Here is a 17,059-nt window from a genome sequence, read left to right as displayed (position 1 = left end):
GTCCCACCCGCCCGTGACCTGCCGGTCCGGGCGGGTGACCGGACGCCGCCCCGGCCCGGCTACCCTCGACTGGTCATGAGTGAGCGAATCGGTCGGCCCAGGCTCGTCCGTGACGGCTGCGGGCGGCCGTCATGACCGAGGAGAAGACCACCTATCCCCGGCGGGACGCCGAAGGCCGCATAGAGCATCTACCCGACCTGCTCGGGGTGGCCCTGGCGGGCCTGGTCATCGGCGTGCTCGCGCTGGTGGTCTTCGACGCCGGTTTCGCGCTGATGGGGCTGGGCGAGTTCGGCCGGGCCAACGGCTGGCTGGCGATCATCCTGCCGGCGTGGATCTTCGTCGAGGAGTTCCGGGCATGGTCGTACGGGCCGGCGCGGATCGCGGCGGCCCTGGTCGCCGCCGCCGTGTCGATCACCGCCGGGCTGCTGGCCGCCGGCCTCGCCGAGGAGTTGCCGGCACTGGCGTCGGGTTCGCTCGCGGCCGGGGTGTTCGCGCTGGTCTACTCGTTGATCTGGTTCTACGGCATCCGGTGGCTGGCCCACCGGGTCGGCTGATCGAAGTTGTCATGAGCGGGCGCGAGGCGAGGAGTTGTCATGAGTGAGCGTGGCGAGCGAATCGACTGGCGCAGGGTGACTCATGGCAAATGTGAGCGTAGCGAGGAGTTGTCATGAGCCCCGGGGTTAAGTACACGCTGGGCCGGCTCGGGTTGTTCCTGGCGGTCGCGCTGGTACTGTGGCCGGTTCCCCTGAACCTCTTCGTCAAGCTCATGCTGGCGGTGATCATCTCGGCGGCGCTGGCCTTCTTCCTGCTGCGCGGGCTGCGCGACCAGATGGCGGAGCAGCTGTCCGACAGCGTCACCCGGCGTCGTACCGAGAAGGAGAAGTTGCGTTCGGCGCTGGCCGGTGACGACCAGGCGGCTGGCAGCACGTCCGCGACCGGCGACGCCTCGACCGACGACGCGGCCGCCGGCAAGCGGTCGCCGGACGCGGACCGCTGACGTACGGCGGGTCCGGCGCGGGCATCGTCGACCGCGCCGGACCCACCGGGCTCACCAGTTGGTCGAGCCGGCGACCTTCGGCCAGGGCTTCCACCAGGGCTTGATCAGGTAGGCGATGCCGCCGGAGCCGCCGGAGACGCCACCGCTGGCGTTGATCCGCTTGGTGCGCAGCCAGATCTGCTCGAACTGCTCGCGCTGGTAGACGTTGCGTACCTCCGCGTTCGTCGACGACGCGGGGTCGTTGACGATCACGTCGCCGTCGGCGGTGAAGCCGACGATGGTGAACAGGTGGCCCGACGTGCCGTAGTTGGAGCCGTCGAGTTCGTTCGCGAGGAACGACTGCGAGGTGACCACCGGCAGGCCCGCCTTGATGAAGTGTTCGACCTCGTCGAGGGAGTGCAGCCGGGTGACCCGGGCGTCGATGCCGGGGAAGGTCGCCGCGTACGCGGTGTTGAACGGCCAGTTGCCGGCGCCGCCGTACGCGTAGTCCCAGGTCATCCGGGCGGCGTGGGCGACCTGCGGGTCGGTGTAGCCGGGCGTGATCCAGGACATGTCCGAGGTGGACGGTCCGCGGCCGTGGTATTCCAGCACCATCGTGGTGGACGTGGGGCTGCACCAGACCTGCCCGCCGCCACCCCACTCCGGGTAGTTGCCCCGGTGGATCATCTGCGACCGGGGTGGCACGGCGAGTTCCCGGCCCCAGGCGATGCCGCCGGCGCTCGGCGTGACGGTGAACCGGTCGGGAACGTACGAGCTCATCGCGCCGAGCATGAACACCCGCGGCGACTGCCACTGGCCCGGCGCCCGGTAGAGGGTCAGCCGGAACTGGTAGGCGGTCAGCATCACGCCGTTCGCGACGTCGTCGATCGAGAACGTGTCGGTCCAGATCGTCGACCAGGGGTCGCCCTGGCGGTTGACGCTGGTCCGCTTGATGTCCTCGTCGCCGGAGGCCCAGCGGCCCATCACGTACCAGGGGGTCTGGTTTCCGGTGTTGTAGGTGCCCTGCAGTTCGATCTGGATCCAGGTGCCCTCGGGGGTGACGGCGTTCCAGGACGGAACGAGTTCGCTGGCCGCGAAGCCGACCTGGGTCACCGGTGAGGTCCAGGTGGAGTATTTCCAGGTCCGGGTCTCGCCGCTGTGCGGATCGGCGTATTCGGTGGTGCCGGCGGGGTTGAGCATCGTGATGCCGGTGCGCGGGCCGGGCAGGGCGACGGTGCCGCGGTGGGTGCCGCCGCGCCAGTCGCGGAAGCTGGACCACTCCTGGTAGGTGATCTGCTCGTCGTGGCTGGTGGGGGGCCCGGTGGCCAGCGCGGGGGCGGCCGGGACGAGGAGGGCGGACGCGGTGACGCCGGCGACGGCGACCGCGCGGAGACGTGGTCTGACCATGAGGGCTCCGCATTTTGTCGGGGGTCGATATCTGCCCGTCACTATCCCGCTTGGAGAGATTTTTCGCCAGACCCCAACGGTTGGAAAGTCTTTGCCGGCGTGACGATCACTCTGGCATGGAACGGAGAGTGAGTCATGTTGATATGACCATGTGAAGGGTGGTGCAGTGATGCATCGACAAGCGGGATCCTCCGCACTCTCAGGAGGTTTGTATGCCGTTGCGCACCCCCGGATCGACCCGGCGGGCCACCACCCTCGCCACCGCCCTCGCGGTCGGCCTGTTCGCGGTGGTCAGCCCGGTGTCGGCCGATCCCCGACCCGATGCCGCCACCGGCGGTACCACCGAATACCGGGTCACCGGCCCGCACGACCTCGCCGACCGCAACGCGGTCGCGCGTACCGGCGCCTCGATCGACTACGTCGAGCACGGCCGGCTCCACGTGTCGGCCACCCCCGCCGAGGCCGAGGCCATCGCCGCCCTCGGCTTCAAGCTCGAAGCCGTACCGGCACCACCCGCGCGGGGCACCGGGGCCAGCACCAACGCCTTTCCGCCGGCCGATTCCAACTACCACGACTACGCCGAACTCATCGCCGTCGTGAACAAGGTGGTCGCCGACCACCCGACCATCGCCCGCAAGAGCAGCATCGGTACCTCGTACGAGGGTCGGGACCTGCCGGTGATCAAGATCTCCGACAACGTCGCCACCGACGAGAACGAGCCGGAGATCCTCTTCAACTCCCAGCAGCACGCCCGCGAGCACCTGACCGTCGAGATGGCGATCTACCTGCTCAACCTCTTCACCGACAACTACGGCACCGACTCGCGGATCACCAACATCGTCAACAGCCGGGAGATCTGGATCGTCCCGACCGTCAACCCCGACGGCAGCGAGTACGACATCGCCACCGGCTCCTACCGCTCGTGGCGCAAGAACCGCCAACCCAACAGCGGATCCTCGTACGTCGGCACCGACCTCAACCGCAACTGGGGCTACAACTGGGGCTGCTGCGGCGGCTCGTCCGGCTCCACGTCGTCGGACACCTACCGCGGCCCGTCCGCGTTCTCCGCGCCCGAGACCGCGGCCCTGCGCAACTTCGTCAACAGCCGGGTCGTCGGCGGCGTCCAGCAACTCAAGGCCAACATCGACTTCCACACCTACTCGGAACTCGTCCTCTGGCCGTTCGGCTACACCACCGCCAACACCGCACCCGGCCTCAACGCCGACCAGCAGGCCGTCTTCCAGACCATCGGCCAGCAGATGGCGGCCACCAACGGCTACACCCCCGAACAGTCGTCCGACCTCTACATCACCGACGGCGACAGCATCGACTGGATGTGGGGACAGCACGGCATCTGGGCGTACACCTTCGAGATGTACCCCGGCTCGGCCGGCGGCGGCGGCTTCTACCCGCCCGACGAGGTCATCCCCGCCCAGACCTCCCGTAACCGGGAAGCGGTGCTGATCCTCGCCGAGTACGCCGACTGCCCGTACCGGGCCACCGGCAAGCAGGACCAGTACTGCGGCGGAGGCGGCGGCACCACGGTCTGGTCCGACACCTTCGAGACCGCGACCGGCTGGACCATCAACCCGGACGGCACCGACACCGCCACCTCCGGGCAGTGGGAACGCGGCACGGCCCAGCCGACCAACTCCTCCGGCGCCAAGCAGCTCGCCCCGTTCGCCGGCAGCAACGACCTCGTCACCGGACGGCTCGCCGGCACCGCCGCCGGTGACTACGACATCGACGGCGGGGTGACCAGCGCCCGGTCCCCGGCGATCACGCTGCCCGCCAGCGGGACGCTGAGCCTGCGGCTCAACTGGTACCTGGCGCACGGCTCCAACTCGTCGTCGGCCGACTACTTCCGGATCAGCGTCGTGCACAACGGCGGCACCACCCAACTCCTCAACGTCAACGGGGCGGCCAGCAACCGCAACGGCACCTGGACGGCGGCCAACCTCAACCTGACCCCGTACGCCGGACAGTCGGTGCGGATCCTGGTCCAGGCCGCCGACGCCTCCGGCGCCAGCCTCGTCGAGGCGGCGGTCGACAACGTGACTGTTACTGCTTCATAAGGAGGTGGTGCCGGAGGGCTTCGCCCGCCGGCACCACCTCAGGTCAAAACCCGGACGGGCAGGGCGGGCATACCCCGCCCACCCAGCCCTTGGGGAGTTCGCGCGGGCAAAGGGCGCCCGCGCGAACTCCCTCTGGCCTTGTCACCCTGGTCGGGATCGGCTTTGCCTTGTCAGCGTGGTCGGGGCCGGTCTTGGCTTGTCAGCGTGGTTGGGATCGGTTTTTGGGTGGTTGCCCTGGTCGTGGGTGGGTTTCCGGTCTGTGGGGGTGAGTTGCTGGACACGGTTCTGGGGCGGGTCAAGGGGTTTGCGCTACCGTGCTAGCGACCGTCCGCAGCGAAGCCGGTGTGATTCCGGCGCTGTCCCGCAACTGTGATGCCCCCTACGCGGGGACGAGCCAGGTCGCCTGCGCCGGTCGCGAACCGCGCTCTCGAGGAAGGGTGCCTCGCGGGCGGGGCGCCCAACGAACCCTGTCGGCGATGCAACACAACCTCGACCGACAGGAGGAACGATGTCCAGACGTACCCGGATGTTGGCCACGGCGTTCGCCGCCGCGGTCGCCGTGACCCTCGGCGCCTGCGCCGGCGGCTCCGGTGCCGACGAGCCCGCCGGCCAGCCGAGCGAAAGCGCCACCTACCCGGTCACCGTAGGCACCGTCACCCTCGACCAGCGGCCGGAGAAGATCGTCTCGCTGTCGCCCTCGGCCACCGAGATGCTCTACGGGATCGGCGCCGGGTCGCAGGTGACCGCCGTCGACGACAACTCGAACTACCCGCCCGAGGTGCCCAAGAGCGAACTGTCCGGATTCAACCCCAACGCCGAGGCGATCGCCGCCGAGGCGCCCGACCTGGTGGTGCTCTCCAACGACACCAACAAGATCGTGGACCAGCTCACCCGGCTCCAGATTCCGGTGTACGTCGCGGCGGCCGCGACCACCCTCGACGACACGTACCGGCAGATCCGCGAACTCGGCACGCTCACCGGACACCCGGACGCCGCCGACGACCTGGCCACCCGGATCGCCGACGAGATCGCCAAGCTGGTCAAGGACGTACCGCAGCGGTCGGAGAAGCTGACCTACTACTACGAGCTCGATCCGACCTACTACACGGTGACCAGCAAGACCTTCATCGGCTCGCTGTTCGGCCTCGTCGGTCTGGACAACGTCGCCGATCCGGCCGACCCGGACGGCGCCAACGGCGGCTACCCGCAGCTCGGCCTCGAAGCGCTCTTCAGCGCCGACCCCGACTTCGTCTTCCTCGCCGACGTCAAGTGCTGCCAGCAGTCGGCCGAGACGGTCAAGGCGCGGCCCGGCTGGGCCGACCTGACCGCGGTCAAGAACAACCAGATCGTCGCCCTCGACGACGACATCGCGTCCCGCTGGGGCCCGCGCGTCGTCGACCTCGTACGCGCCATCGTCGACGCGGTCAGCAAGGTCCCCGCGTGACGTTGCGCCCTCCGGCGGATTCCGCCCGGCCCGCGACCGCGGGCCGGGCGAAGTCCATTCGGATGGGGCGCGCCGGCCCCGACCGGGCATCGGGTGTGGCCCGGCCCGGCTCCCCGGCATCCGGCCCGCGCCCGGCGGGGCTGCGTCCGGGCTGGCTGATCGCCGGGTTCGGCGCCGTGCTGGTCGCCGCCGTCGCCGGCCTCGCGCTCGGGCCGATCAGCCTGCCCCCGCTGAGCGTCGCCGCCGAACTGCTCAACCTCATTCCGGGTGTCGACATCGACAGTGGACTGACCGCCCGGGAAGCCGCCATCGTCACCGAACTCCGGCTGCCCCGGGTCGTCCTCGGCCTGCTCGTCGGCGGCATGCTCGCCCTCGCCGGCGGCTGCTACCAGGGTGTGTTCCGCAACCCGCTGGCCGATCCGCACCTGCTGGGCGTCGCGGCCGGCGCCGGCCTCGCCGTCACCGCCGTCATCGCGCTGCGCCCCGCCACGGCCGGCGACGCCACCGCCGGCCTGCCGGTCACCGTGCCGCTCGCCGCCTTCGTCGGCGCCGTCGGCGCGGTCCTGCTCACCTACCTGCTCGGTGTCGCGGGCGGCCGCGACCGTAGCCCGGCCACCCTGATCCTCGCCGGCGTCGCCGTCTCCGCGTTCCTCGCCGCCGGCCAGACCTACCTGCTCCAGCAGAACGTCGACAACATCCGCGAGGTCTACTCCTGGCTGCTCGGCCGGGTCGCCACCGCCGGCTGGCACGACGTGCTCATCGTGCTGCCGTACGCCGCCGTCACCGCGGCGATCGTGCTCCTGCACCGGCGCGAACTCGACGTACTGTCGGTCGGCGACGAGGAGGCCGCCAGCCTCGGCCTGCACCCGCAGCGCTCCCGCTACCTGCTGCTCGCCGCCGCCTCGCTGGGCACCGCCGCCGCCGTCTCGGTCTCCGGTCTGATCGGCTTCGTCGGGATCATCGTTCCGCACGCCGTACGGCTGCTCGCCGGCACCAGCTACCGGGCCATCCTGCCGCTGTCGATGCTCTTCGGCGGCGCCTTCCTCGCGCTGACCGACCTGGTGGCCCGTACCGCCGCCGCCCCCGCCGAGATCCCGATCGGGGTGGTCACCGCGTTCTTCGGCGCGCCGTTCTTCGTGCTCGTCCTGCGCCGTGCCAAGCGGGTGTCGGTGTGACGGCGGGTGTCCCGGCGCCGCCGCCGGGACCGGCCGCCGTCGAGGTGGCCGGGCTCTGCGTCGACCTCTCCGGAAACCGGATCGTCGACCACGTCGACCTCACCGTCCACGCCGGCGAATGGGTCACCGTCATCGGCCCCAACGGGGCCGGCAAGTCGACCCTGCTGCGCGCCGTCGGCGGCCTGCTGCCCGCCACCGGCGCCATCTCCCTCTTCGGTACGCCGGCCGGCGCGCTCCGCCGCCGGGACCGGGCCCGGATCGTCGCGACCGTGGTGCAGATGCCGGCCGTACCGCCGGGCATGACCGTCTTCGACTACACGCTGCTCGGCCGTACGCCGTACATCGCGCCGCTCGGGCGGGAGTCGGCCGCCGACCTGGCGGCGGTCCGGGACGTACTCGGGCAACTTGATCTCGACCGGTTCGCCGACCGGCAGCTCGCCACCCTGTCCGGCGGTGAGCGCCAGCGGGTCTTCCTGGCCCGGGCGCTGGCCCAGGGGGCCACCCTGCTGCTGCTCGACGAACCGACCAGCGCGCTCGACATCGGGCACCAGCAGGAGGTGCTCGAACTCGTCGACCAGCTTCGCCGCGACCACGGTCTCACCGTGCTCGCCACCATGCACGACCTGTCGCTGGCCGGCGAGTACGCCGACCGGATGGTGCTGCTCGCCGACGGCCGGGTCGTCGCGGCCGGTCCACCGCAGGACGTGCTCACCGAGGAGTTGCTCGCCACCCACTACCGGGCCCGGGTACGGGTCATCCTCGGCGACCACGGTCCCCTGGTCGTACCGGTCCGACCGCGGATCGTGGCACGCGCAGATGGCGGCGCGGGCGCCGATCAAGGGGATGCTTCCGGCATTTCGGTCGGCCTGGGCCACCACAAGACCTAGATCGACGAGAACCGGGGGTGCCCGCCACGGCGGGCACCCCCGGATACCGGCGGCGAACGGTCAGTTCGTTGCCGGTGTGAGCTTCGGTGCCGCGTCCGTCGCCGGGGTGAACAGCCGTACCGGCTGCTCCGACCGCAGCGTGGCCGGGCCGGCGGAGTCCGCGCCACACAGGGCGGTGATCAGTGTTTCCACCAGTGCCTGCGAGATCGGATCCGGCTGGCCGGGCAGTTGGTAGTGCGTCATGTTCTGCATCAACGTGAACTGCCTGGTCCCGTCCGGGGAGTGCAGTGAGATCGCGTTGTGGCCGAACACCTGCCCGTCGTGACCCCACACCGTGCCGCACGGCAGCGCATTGCTGTAGAGGCCCAGGCCGTAGCCACCCGCCTCGGGGAACTCCGGGACGAACGGAACCGTCTTCTGCATCTCGGCGAGTTGCGCCGGACGCAGCAACTTGCCGGTGAGCAGAGCCCGGTAGAACTTGTTCAGGTCACTGGTGGTCGAGACCAGGTCACCGACCATCCAGCCCCACGACATGTTGAAGACGCTGAAGTCCCGCAGTTCGGTCTCGGTCCACGGGACGTACGCCTTCGCGTGCGGCAGCAGGATGCGTGGCGTCCGGCCCGGGAAGTACGTCTGCCACAGCCCGGTCGGCCAGATCACCCGACGGCTGATCTCCAGCGCGGCCGGCAGCCTGGTGATCTTCTCCAGGATCAGCCCGGCGAGGATGTAGTTGGTGTTCGAGTAGCTGAAGCGCTCGCCCGGTGCGTTCGTCGCCGGCATGTCCAGGCCGACGCGGGCCAGCTCACGGGGCTGGAACGTCTTGCTCTGGGCCGCCACGAGCTGCTCGGGTGTGGCGAAGATGGCGTTGGTGTAGTTGCCGATGCCGCTGGTGTGGTTGAGCAGCATCCGTACCGTGACGCCCTCGCGCCCGAGGTCGGGCAGGTAACGGCCGACCGGCGCGTCGAGGTCGAGCCGGCCCTCGCCGACGAGCTGGAGCAGCGCGACGGCGGTGAACGTCTTGGTGATGCTGCCCACCCGGTGCTGGTAGGTGGGGCGGATTTTGCGGTTGGTGTCGATGTCGGCGACCCCGCTGGCCCGCGACCAGCGGCCGTTGCCGTCCCGGACCTCCGCGAACGTGCCGACCATGCCGGCCGCGGTGATCCGGTCCAGCCCGGTCTGCAGGTCGTTGGCCGGCGCGGCCACGGCCGGCGAGCCGGTGGCGACGAGCACCACACTCAGGGTCGCCGCGCACGCCGCGGCGAAGATCTTCCGGTACGGATTTCCCACATGTCCTCCCCAGTGGACGACGGATCCGACATCATCCATCTTTCCGTTACCCGGGGCGGCGCGACTCCTACCACCTATCGATCATTCGGTCCTACCCAGGTGGGAGAACGCTCGGTTCCGACCGGCGAGGCCCTGGGTCAGGCGACCTTGAGTCGCTCGTCGCCGAAATCGGCGATCAGCTTGAGCGTGCCGCCGAGTGCGGCGATGTAGCGACCCAGCACTTCCTGGGTGGAGACGTTTCCGGCCTCGATCTGCGACACCCGTGCGACGGAGACTCCCATGCGAGAAGCAACCTGCTCCTGGGTCATCCCACGGTGTTTCCGCAACTCGGCGAGTCGCCAGCCGCGAGCCTGGTCAAGCATCTCGCCGACCGCCGCATCGAAGGCCCTCTGCCCGCCGGTCATCAGGATCTCCCACTCCGCTGGCCACCCCGTAGTTAAGGATATTATTAACTCGCGTGGGTCTGGTCGGCAACCGCGTCGTGGACCGGCCGGGTTGCTGAAAAGGACTAACCAGGACGCGAACCAGGTCGTAGAGTGGTTCGCTCGTGCGTGGCGTCGCCGCGCCGGGCACTGCCGGTACCGCTGGCGCGGGGGGCCGGGCGGCCCAGGTCAAGACATCGACCCGGGAGGTGCCGAACCCGATGCCGTCCACCGATCTCGACAGTCAGCTCGCCGACGAGCGGGCTCACCTGGCCACGTCCCGCACCGCGTTGCACGCGATGCGGCTGCGGGCCGAGCAGCTTTACGCCAGTGGCGCGTCGATCGCCGGGGACCCGTTCGCCGCCGAGACGCTCGGCATCGCACTGGCCCGGCGGGTCGCCGAACTCGCCGACGACCCGAACACCCCGCTGTTCTTCGGCCGCCTGGACTTCGCCCCGGAGCGGCGTTCGGATGCCGGCTCCGGGGACCGGCCGGACCTCGCCCCGGAAGACGCGGCCACGACCGGCCGGTTCCACATCGGGCGCCGGCATGTCACCGACCCGCTCGGCGAACCTCTCGTACTCGACTGGCGGGCGCCGGTCAGCCGGGCGTTCTACCGGGCAAGTGCCCGCGAGCCGCAGGGCGTACGGGTCCGGCGCCGGTTCGGGTTCGCCGGTGGCGAGTTGACCAGCTTCGAGGACGAGCGGCTGGACCGGGGCGAGGAGTTGGGCACCACGAGCCGCATCCTGATCGAGGAGATCGAGCGGCCGCGCGTCGGCCCGATGCGTGACATCGTCGCCACCATCCAGCCGGAGCAGGACGAACTGGTCCGGGCCGACCTCGACACGTCGATCTGCGTGCAGGGGGCGCCGGGCACCGGGAAGACCGCCGTGGGGCTGCACCGGGCGGCGTACCTGCTGTATCTGCACCGCGAACGGCTGCGCAGGTCCGGTGTGCTGATCGTGGGGCCGAACCAGGCGTTCCTCGGCTACATCGCCGCCGTCCTGCCGGCGCTCGGCGAGCTGGAGGTGAAGCAGTCGACGATCGACGACCTGATCGCCCGGGTGCCGGTACGCGGCACCGACCCGGTGGAGACCGAGGTGGTCAAGCACGATCCGCGGATGGCGACCGTGCTGCACCGGGCGCTGTGGGCGCGGCTGAGCCGCCCGGCCGGGCCGATCCAGATCTCCGACGGCGCCTACCGGTGGCGGATCGACGAGGGGGTGCTGCGCCGGCTCGTTGACGACGTACGGCGGGAGGAGTTGCCGTACACGCTGGGCCGGGAGCGGGTCCGGGCCCGTACGGTGGCGCTCCTGCAACGGCAGGCCGAGTCGCGCAGCGGTGAGTCGCCACCGGAGTCCTGGCAGCGCCGGATGGGCAAGGCCCGGCCGGTGGTGGAGTTCCTCGACGCCTGCTGGCCGGCGGTGACCCCGGAGACGCTGGTCTTCGACCTGCTCACCGACCCACAGTTGCTCGCCGCGGCGGCCGACGGGGTGCTCACCGCCGAGGAGCGGGCCGCGCTGGTCTGGCCGAAGCCGCCGCGTACGGTCCGCGGCGCTAAGTGGAGCACGGCCGACCTGGTACTCCTCGACGAGGCCGCCGGGCTGCTCGAACGCCAGTCGAGCGTCAGCCACATCGTGCTCGACGAGGCGCAGGACCTTTCCCCGATGCACTGCCGGGCCATCGCCCGGCGTACCTCGCACGGCTCGATCACCCTGCTCGGCGACCTGGCCCAGGGCACCGCGCCGTGGGCCGCCGCCGACTGGGCCGAGTCGCTGCGACACCTCGGCAAGCCCGAGGCCGCGGTCATTCCGCTGACGACCGGGTTCCGGGTGCCGGAGGCGGTGGTCGCGCTGGCCAACCGGCTGTTGCCGGCCCTGGAGGTCGACGTGCCGCCGGCGGTGTCGCTGCGCCGGGACGGCGAGTTGGCCGTACGCGCCGTGGCCGACCTGACGGCCGCCGTCGTCGCCGAGGTGCGGGCCGCGACCGCGTACCCGGGTTCGGTGGGCCTGATCGCGGCCGACCGGCAGATCCCGGCGCTGCGGGCGGCGCTGGACGCGGCCGGGCTGAAGACCGCCGACCTGGCCGACCCGGACGACGGCGCGGTCACGGTGGTGCCCGCCACGCTGGCGAAGGGCCTGGAGTACGACCATGTCGTCGTCGCCGAACCGGCCGCGATCGTGGCCGCCGAGCCGCGCGGCCTGCACCGGCTCTACGTCTGCCTGACCCGGGCCGTCTCCCGGCTGAGTGTGCTGCACACCGAGCCGCTGCCGGCCGCGCTGACCGGCTAGCAAGCCCGAGCCGGCATCCGGCCACGCCGCACGGCCCGGGTTCGTCGTGGCCTCGGTCGCGGCGTCCGGGGTGGGCGCGGGATCATTTCACGATGAGCGACGGTGACGACGAGCAGCGCCGGCTGACGATCAGTGATCCCAAGGTGATGCGGGCGCTGGCACATCCGGCCCGCCTGGAGATCATGGAGCACCTGAGCAGCACCGGGTCGGACGTGACCGCCACCGAGGTCGCCGAGCTGGTCGGCCTGTCGCCCAGCGCCACCAGCTACCACCTGCGTGAGCTGGCGAAGTTCGGGCTGGTGGAGCACGCGCCGAGCCGGGGCGACGCCCGGGAACGGGTGTGGCGGGCGACGATGCGGGGTTGGTCGATCGACGCGGGTCACGACGCCGAGGCCCAGGCGGCCGAACAGACCCTGGTGAACGTCTTCCTGGAGCGGGATCTCGGGCGGTTACGGGACTGGGTGCGGCGGTCGCACGACGAGCCGGCCGAGTGGTACGACGCCGCGGTGATCGCCGGACCGGTCCTGCTGCTCACCGCCGAGGAGTTGCGGGAGGTCAACGCGAAGGTGTTCGAGCTGCTGGCGCCGTACCGGCGGCGCGAGCGGCAGGCCGACCCGCCGGCCGGCAGCCGGCCGGTGGTTGTCCACTATGCGACGGTGCCGATGGACTGACACCGCTTGCCCTCGACAGATGTGAAGGATTATTTTCGAAGTATGTCCTTCACATCTGCGGGCGCGGCTGCCCCCGAACCGCCCTCGCGCTGGTCCGACGTCTACCTCGCGGCCGTGGCGCGGGGCGTCTCGACCTGCGGCGACTTCCTCGCCGCCACCGCGCTCGTGCTCGCCCTCCAGGGCTCCGGCGCGGGCGGGTTCGCCGTCGCCGCACTGCTGCTGGCCAAGACCATCCCGATGGCGGCGCTCGCCCCGGTCGCCGGCCGGATCGCCGACCGGGTCGACAGCCGTACGGTGCTGGTGATCGCCGGCCTCGGTCAGGCGGTGACCTGCGCGGCACTGGCCTTCGTCAGCCATCCGGTCGCGGTGATCGCCCTGGTGACGCTGCTCTCCGTCGGGCTCGCCGTCACCCAGCCGACCCTCGCCGCGCTGGTGCCGGCGATGGTCCGCAAGGAGGACCTGCCCCGGGCCGGCGCGGTCAACCAGACCGCCGCCACCGCCGGCATGATGGCCGGGCCCGCCCTGGCCGGGGTGCTCGTCGGCCAGTTCGGCGCCACCATCCCGCTGCTGATCGACGCGGTCAGCTACCTCGCCCTGGTGGCGGCCGGGCTGCTGCTGCGTACCCGGCGGGGTGGTGCCGCGGCGCCCGCCGGCACCGGCGACGGCGGGCGACCGGCCGCGACCTGGTCGTTGTGGCACGATCCGTTGCTGCGGGCGATGGTGGTCGCGATCGCCGCCGTGGTCGGCGCCGTCGGTGCGATCAACGTCGCGCACGTCTTCCTGGTACGGGAGACGCTCGGCGCCTCCGAGACCGTCTTCGGGATCATCGAGGCGGTGGAGATGGCCGGCATGCTCGTCGGTGCCTGGCTGTTCGCCCGGCTGGCGCGGCGCACCGCCGACGACCGGTTCCTGGTGTGGGGAGTGCTGGTCCAACTCGGCGTGGTGTGCCTGCTGCTGCCGGTCGCCGCGGTGGTCGCCACGGCCCTGTGGCTGATCCCGCTCTGGGTGCTGGCGGGTCTGTTCAACGGCGGCATGAACGTCTTCAGCGGGGTCGCGATGGCCAACCGGGTACCGGCCGAAAGTCGGGGCCGGGCGTTCGCCACCTTCGGCGGCACCATCCAGGCGGCCGGGATGTTCGGGTTCTTCGCCGGCGGCGTGCTGGTCGAGCAGGTGCCGATCCGGCCGCTGTTCGCCGCTGCCGGGCTGGCCGGGGTCGCGGTCGTCCTCGCGCTGGTGCCGTCGACCGTCCGGGCGACCCGGGCGGTGCGGCTCGACGCCGCCCCTACGGACCACCGGGTGGCGGCCGGGGAGGGGGCCGAGGCTGCGCCGTCCGCCACAACCGGGCAGGTCTCCCGGCCGGTGGCCACCGGGGCCGGATACGGTGGCAACCATGAGTGATCTTCGGAGGCCCAGGGTCGGGCACATCCAGTTCCTCAACTGCCTGCCGATCTACTGGGGGCTGATGCGGTCCGGCGCCCTGATCGACGTCGACCTGCACAAGGACACCCCGGAACGGCTCAGCGCCGCCCTGGTCGAAGGTGACCTCGACATCGGCCCGATCACCGTCGTCGAATACCTGCGTCACGCGCAGGACCTGGTGCTGCTGCCCGATCTCGCGGTCGGCAGCGACGGGCCGGTGCTGTCGGTCAACGTCGTCTCGACCCGCCCGCTCGCCGACCTCGACGGCGCGAAGGTCGCCCTCGGCTCCACCTCGCGGACCGGTGTGATGCTCGCCCGGATGCTGATCGGGGAGCGGTACGGCGCCCACCCCGAATACTTCACCTGCCCGCCGGACCTGACCCAGATGCTGCTGGAGGCCGACGCCGGTGTGCTGATCGGCGACGCGGCGCTGCGGGCCCTCTACGAGGCGCCCCGGCAGGGCCTCACCGTCACCGACCTCGGGCAGGAGTGGCGGGACTGGACCGGCCTGCCGATGGTCTTCGCCGTCTGGGCGGCCCGGCGCGACTTCGCCGCCGGCCATCCCGGCCTGGTGAAGGAGGTGCACGAGGCGTTCCTGCGCTCGCGCGACCTGTGTCTCGCCGAACTCGACGAGGTCGCCGAGTCCGCCGCCCGCTGGGAGCCGTACGACGCCGCGACGCTGGCGTCGTACTTCCGGTCGCTGGACTTCTCGCTCGGCGACCGCCAGGTGGCCGGGCTGCGGGAGTTCGCCCGGCGGGCCGCCACCCTGGGGGCCGTGCCGGCACTGCCCGACGAGGGGCCGGTCTTCTTCACCAACTGAGCCGGTCGGCCGGCGCCGGGTCGCTGACCCGGTGCCGGGTCAGTCCGCCCGAAGTTGCTCGCCGACCTGCTTGCAGATCTTGGCGCCGTGGCTCTGGCCGAGCTGGATGGGATACGCGGTCAGCACCCCGGCCGTCCAGCCGTCGCCGATCGCCAGGCAGTTCACGTGGTATTCCTCTTCGGCCTGCCGATCGACCCAGCCGTTCTTGATCGCGATGGTCTTGCGGATCTCGGTGGGGAACGCGGCCCGGATGCCGAAGTCGCCGGTGCCGCGTACCAGGCGCATCTCGTTGAGCAGCCACTTGGTCCACTTCGAGCCGGCGGCCCGGCCGTCGGTGATGCAGACACCCATGCGGGCGGTGTCCCGCGCCGACAGCTGGGTACGGCTCCACGCGCCGTCCTCGGCCGGTTCGCTGTCGGTCAGGCCGCAGATCTCGATCAACCGCTTGATCGAGGTGGCCCGCCCCAGCTCGTCGTAGACGATCTGGGTCGCCTCGTTGTCGCTGTCGCGGATCATTGCCGTCAGTTGCGCCATCCGGCTCTCGCCCGGTGTCTCGCCCTTCTCGGCGGCCCGGCGCAGGTAGTCCGCCGCGACCCACGACTTGATCATCGAGGCGGTCGTGCTGGTCTCGGTCATGTTCTCCGAGCCGTACACGGCTCCGGTCCGCTGGTCGATCATCGACCACGACCACCAACCGGTCGTCTCGATCACGACGTCGGTGGGTCGTACGTCCAGTGGCGGCGGTTCGGGGCTGGCGGACGGGGTGGCGGGTGACGTGGTGACCGGGCTGCCGGGACCGTGCCAGCTCGGGGCGGCGTCGGCGCGCAGCGGCGAGTCGGGCAGGAGCAGCAGGCCGGTCGCCAGCACCCCGAGGAGCGCGGCCGCGACACCGACGGCCCGCCACGGGGACTTCGGCCGGCGTGGGCGGGTCGGGCCGCCGGGTGCGGTGGTGGCTTCGGGCGATGTGGAAGATTCCGGCACCGGTCAGCCTTCGACGAGTGGTTGTGGGATCTTGAGCGCCGCGCCCGGAGCCGGGACCACGAGCTGGCTGGTGACGTTGCGGCAGACGTTCGCCCCGTAGTCGAGGCCGTGCCCGCCGGGATAGCGCATGAGCACGGCGAGCACCCATTCGTCGGCGGTGGCGAGGCAGTTGAGGTGCCACAGCCCGTCGGCGTGGATCAGCGTCCAGCCGTTCTTCATGCCGACCGAACCGTTCTCGACGATCTCGTCGGGCAGGCCGTCGATGATCCCCCAGCGCCCGCCGCCCCGGGTGGGGAGCTGATCCTGCCTGGCGGTCGTGCCGCGCACCTGGGCCATCTCGTCGAGCACCCACTGGGTCCACCGCGGGCCGGCGGCGGTGCCGTCCGCGACACACTCGCCGAGGCGTACCGCGTCCCGGGCCGAGATCTCGGTGTAGCTCCACCAGACGACGGTGGCGTCGGGTGGGATCACCGGCCGGGTCTCGGTCAACCCGCACATCTCGATCATCCGCCGGAGGGAGGCCGGGCCGCCGGCCAGGCGGTAGAGCATGTTGGTGGCCGGATCGTCGCTGTCCCGGATCGCGGCGCTGGCCGCATCGAGCAGAACCTGGTCCGGCTCGGCCCCGCTCTCGGTCGCGAGCCGGAGTACGTCGGCGGCGAACCAGATCTTGATCATCGATTCGGCCGAGTTGGTCGCCGTCACGTTGTCCGACCCGGTGATGTTGCCGGTCGCCCGGTCGAGCAGGGCCCACGAGAGGAAGCCGTCGATCTGCACGTCGACCGGCCCCGCGGCCAGGGTCAACGGGGCGGGTGCCGGTGGCGCGATGGTCGCGGGCGCGCTGGCGTCCGCGCCCGACGTGCCGGTGAGGCGGGCGGACGCGGTGGGGATCAGCAGTACGCCGGTGAGAACCAGCACGGCGGCGGCGAGGATCAGGACCACGCGAGGACGCATGAGGGGTTGGCTCCAGGGGTCGGGGCCGTTGGTGCGGTACGGCGAACCAGGGCTTGTGTTACAGACCGTGACCGTGCGCCACCGGTGTTGCCGGATTGGTCGTGACCCTGCCGGGGGGTGGTAGGGCCGGCGCCTGCGGTCGAGGCCGGAGGGGTGGACGTGCAGAGCCTACGTCGGCAACCAGGGGCTGGCCGAGGCCGAGTTTCTTAAGCCTCGATGAAGTGCGTCGGCATTAAACCCTTTTGGGGCAAGA

The 17,059-nt window shown here is 71.1% G+C and carries 15 protein-coding genes and 1 riboswitch; of the genes, 10 read left to right on the top strand and 5 right to left on the bottom strand.

Annotated features, from left to right (window positions below):
- Window positions 1-131: 131 nt before the first annotated feature.
- Entirely contained in the window at window positions 132-554 is a 423-nt protein-coding gene (locus AB0M79_RS18595) for a hypothetical protein (RefSeq protein ID WP_357540629.1), read from the top strand.
- Window positions 555-667: 113 nt separating this feature from the next.
- Complete coding sequence (locus AB0M79_RS18590) at window positions 668-997, top strand: DUF4229 domain-containing protein (RefSeq protein ID WP_364214806.1); 330 nt, start codon at window positions 668-670, stop codon at window positions 995-997.
- 51 nt (window positions 998-1,048) lie between these two features.
- Here the strand turns inward: AB0M79_RS18590 and AB0M79_RS18585 are convergent, their stop codons facing one another.
- Window positions 1,049-2,383, bottom strand: coding sequence for a C39 family peptidase (locus AB0M79_RS18585; protein ID WP_364214803.1), 1,335 nt, complete (start codon window positions 2,381-2,383; stop codon window positions 1,049-1,051).
- Window positions 2,384-2,595: 212 nt separating this feature from the next.
- Here AB0M79_RS18585 and AB0M79_RS18580 point away from each other — a divergent pair, with 212 nt between their 5' ends.
- The 4 genes from AB0M79_RS18580 to AB0M79_RS18565 all read left to right on the top strand — a co-directional run bounded on the left by AB0M79_RS18580 (window position 2,596) and on the right by AB0M79_RS18565 (window position 7,964).
- The gene (locus tag AB0M79_RS18580) at window positions 2,596-4,458 is read left to right on the top strand and encodes a M14 family zinc carboxypeptidase (RefSeq protein ID WP_364214800.1); all 1,863 of its coding nucleotides are present in this window, start codon (window positions 2,596-2,598) and stop codon (window positions 4,456-4,458) included.
- Between the two features lie 338 nt (window positions 4,459-4,796).
- A riboswitch (cobalamin riboswitch) is annotated at window positions 4,797-4,857 on the top strand.
- Window positions 4,858-4,966: 109 nt separating this feature from the next.
- Complete coding sequence (locus AB0M79_RS18575) at window positions 4,967-5,902, top strand: ABC transporter substrate-binding protein (RefSeq protein WP_364214797.1); 936 nt, start codon at window positions 4,967-4,969, stop codon at window positions 5,900-5,902.
- Between the two features lie 62 nt (window positions 5,903-5,964).
- Window positions 5,965-7,077 (top strand): iron ABC transporter permease, encoded by a 1,113-nt coding sequence (locus AB0M79_RS18570; protein ID WP_364214967.1) that lies wholly within the window; start codon window positions 5,965-5,967, stop codon window positions 7,075-7,077.
- Window positions 7,078-7,121: 44 nt separating this feature from the next.
- Window positions 7,122-7,964: an ABC transporter ATP-binding protein gene (locus tag AB0M79_RS18565; protein ID WP_364214964.1), complete on the top strand. Its 843-nt coding sequence runs from the start codon at window positions 7,122-7,124 to the stop codon at window positions 7,962-7,964.
- Between the two features lie 60 nt (window positions 7,965-8,024).
- Here AB0M79_RS18565 and AB0M79_RS18560 read toward each other — a convergent pair whose 3' ends face one another.
- Both AB0M79_RS18560 and AB0M79_RS18555 read right to left on the bottom strand, forming a co-directional pair.
- Window positions 8,025-9,251, bottom strand: coding sequence for a serine hydrolase domain-containing protein (locus AB0M79_RS18560; protein WP_364214795.1), 1,227 nt, complete (start codon window positions 9,249-9,251; stop codon window positions 8,025-8,027).
- A 137-nt stretch (window positions 9,252-9,388) separates the two neighbouring features.
- Window positions 9,389-9,655 (bottom strand): helix-turn-helix transcriptional regulator, encoded by a 267-nt coding sequence (locus tag AB0M79_RS18555; protein WP_364214792.1) that lies wholly within the window; start codon window positions 9,653-9,655, stop codon window positions 9,389-9,391.
- Window positions 9,656-9,894: 239 nt separating this feature from the next.
- Between AB0M79_RS18555 and AB0M79_RS18550 the strand changes: the two genes are divergently transcribed.
- The 4 genes from AB0M79_RS18550 to AB0M79_RS18535 all read left to right on the top strand — a co-directional run bounded on the left by AB0M79_RS18550 (window position 9,895) and on the right by AB0M79_RS18535 (window position 14,874).
- Window positions 9,895-11,964, top strand: coding sequence for an AAA family ATPase (locus AB0M79_RS18550; protein ID WP_364214789.1), 2,070 nt, complete (start codon window positions 9,895-9,897; stop codon window positions 11,962-11,964).
- A 92-nt stretch (window positions 11,965-12,056) separates the two neighbouring features.
- Window positions 12,057-12,635: a winged helix-turn-helix domain-containing protein gene (locus AB0M79_RS18545; protein ID WP_364214786.1), complete on the top strand. Its 579-nt coding sequence runs from the start codon at window positions 12,057-12,059 to the stop codon at window positions 12,633-12,635.
- Window positions 12,636-12,677: 42 nt separating this feature from the next.
- On the top strand, window positions 12,678-14,033 hold the full coding sequence (locus tag AB0M79_RS18540) for an MFS transporter (protein WP_364214783.1): 1,356 nt from the start codon (window positions 12,678-12,680) through the stop codon (window positions 14,031-14,033).
- The gene (locus tag AB0M79_RS18535; RefSeq protein ID WP_364214780.1) at window positions 14,026-14,874 is read left to right on the top strand and encodes a menaquinone biosynthesis protein; all 849 of its coding nucleotides are present in this window, start codon (window positions 14,026-14,028) and stop codon (window positions 14,872-14,874) included. The genes AB0M79_RS18540 and AB0M79_RS18535 overlap by 8 nt, the downstream gene beginning before the upstream one ends.
- Window positions 14,875-14,913: 39 nt before the next feature.
- On the opposite strand, the gene AB0M79_RS18530 is transcribed toward AB0M79_RS18535, so the two are convergent.
- Window positions 14,914-15,741, bottom strand: coding sequence for a serine hydrolase (locus AB0M79_RS18530; protein WP_364214961.1), 828 nt, complete (start codon window positions 15,739-15,741; stop codon window positions 14,914-14,916).
- A gap of 117 nt (window positions 15,742-15,858) precedes the next feature.
- Window positions 15,859-16,806: a serine hydrolase gene (locus tag AB0M79_RS18525; RefSeq protein WP_364214777.1), complete on the bottom strand. Its 948-nt coding sequence runs from the start codon at window positions 16,804-16,806 to the stop codon at window positions 15,859-15,861.
- Window positions 16,807-17,059 lie beyond the last annotated feature (253 nt).

The sequence above is a fragment of the Polymorphospora sp. NPDC051019 genome, from assembly GCF_040683055.1.
In the GTDB taxonomy this organism is placed as follows: domain Bacteria; phylum Actinomycetota; class Actinomycetes; order Mycobacteriales; family Micromonosporaceae; genus Polymorphospora; species Polymorphospora lycopeni.
The sequence above is the reverse complement of the archived record's forward strand: the minus strand, read 5'-3'. Positions and strand labels throughout refer to the sequence as shown.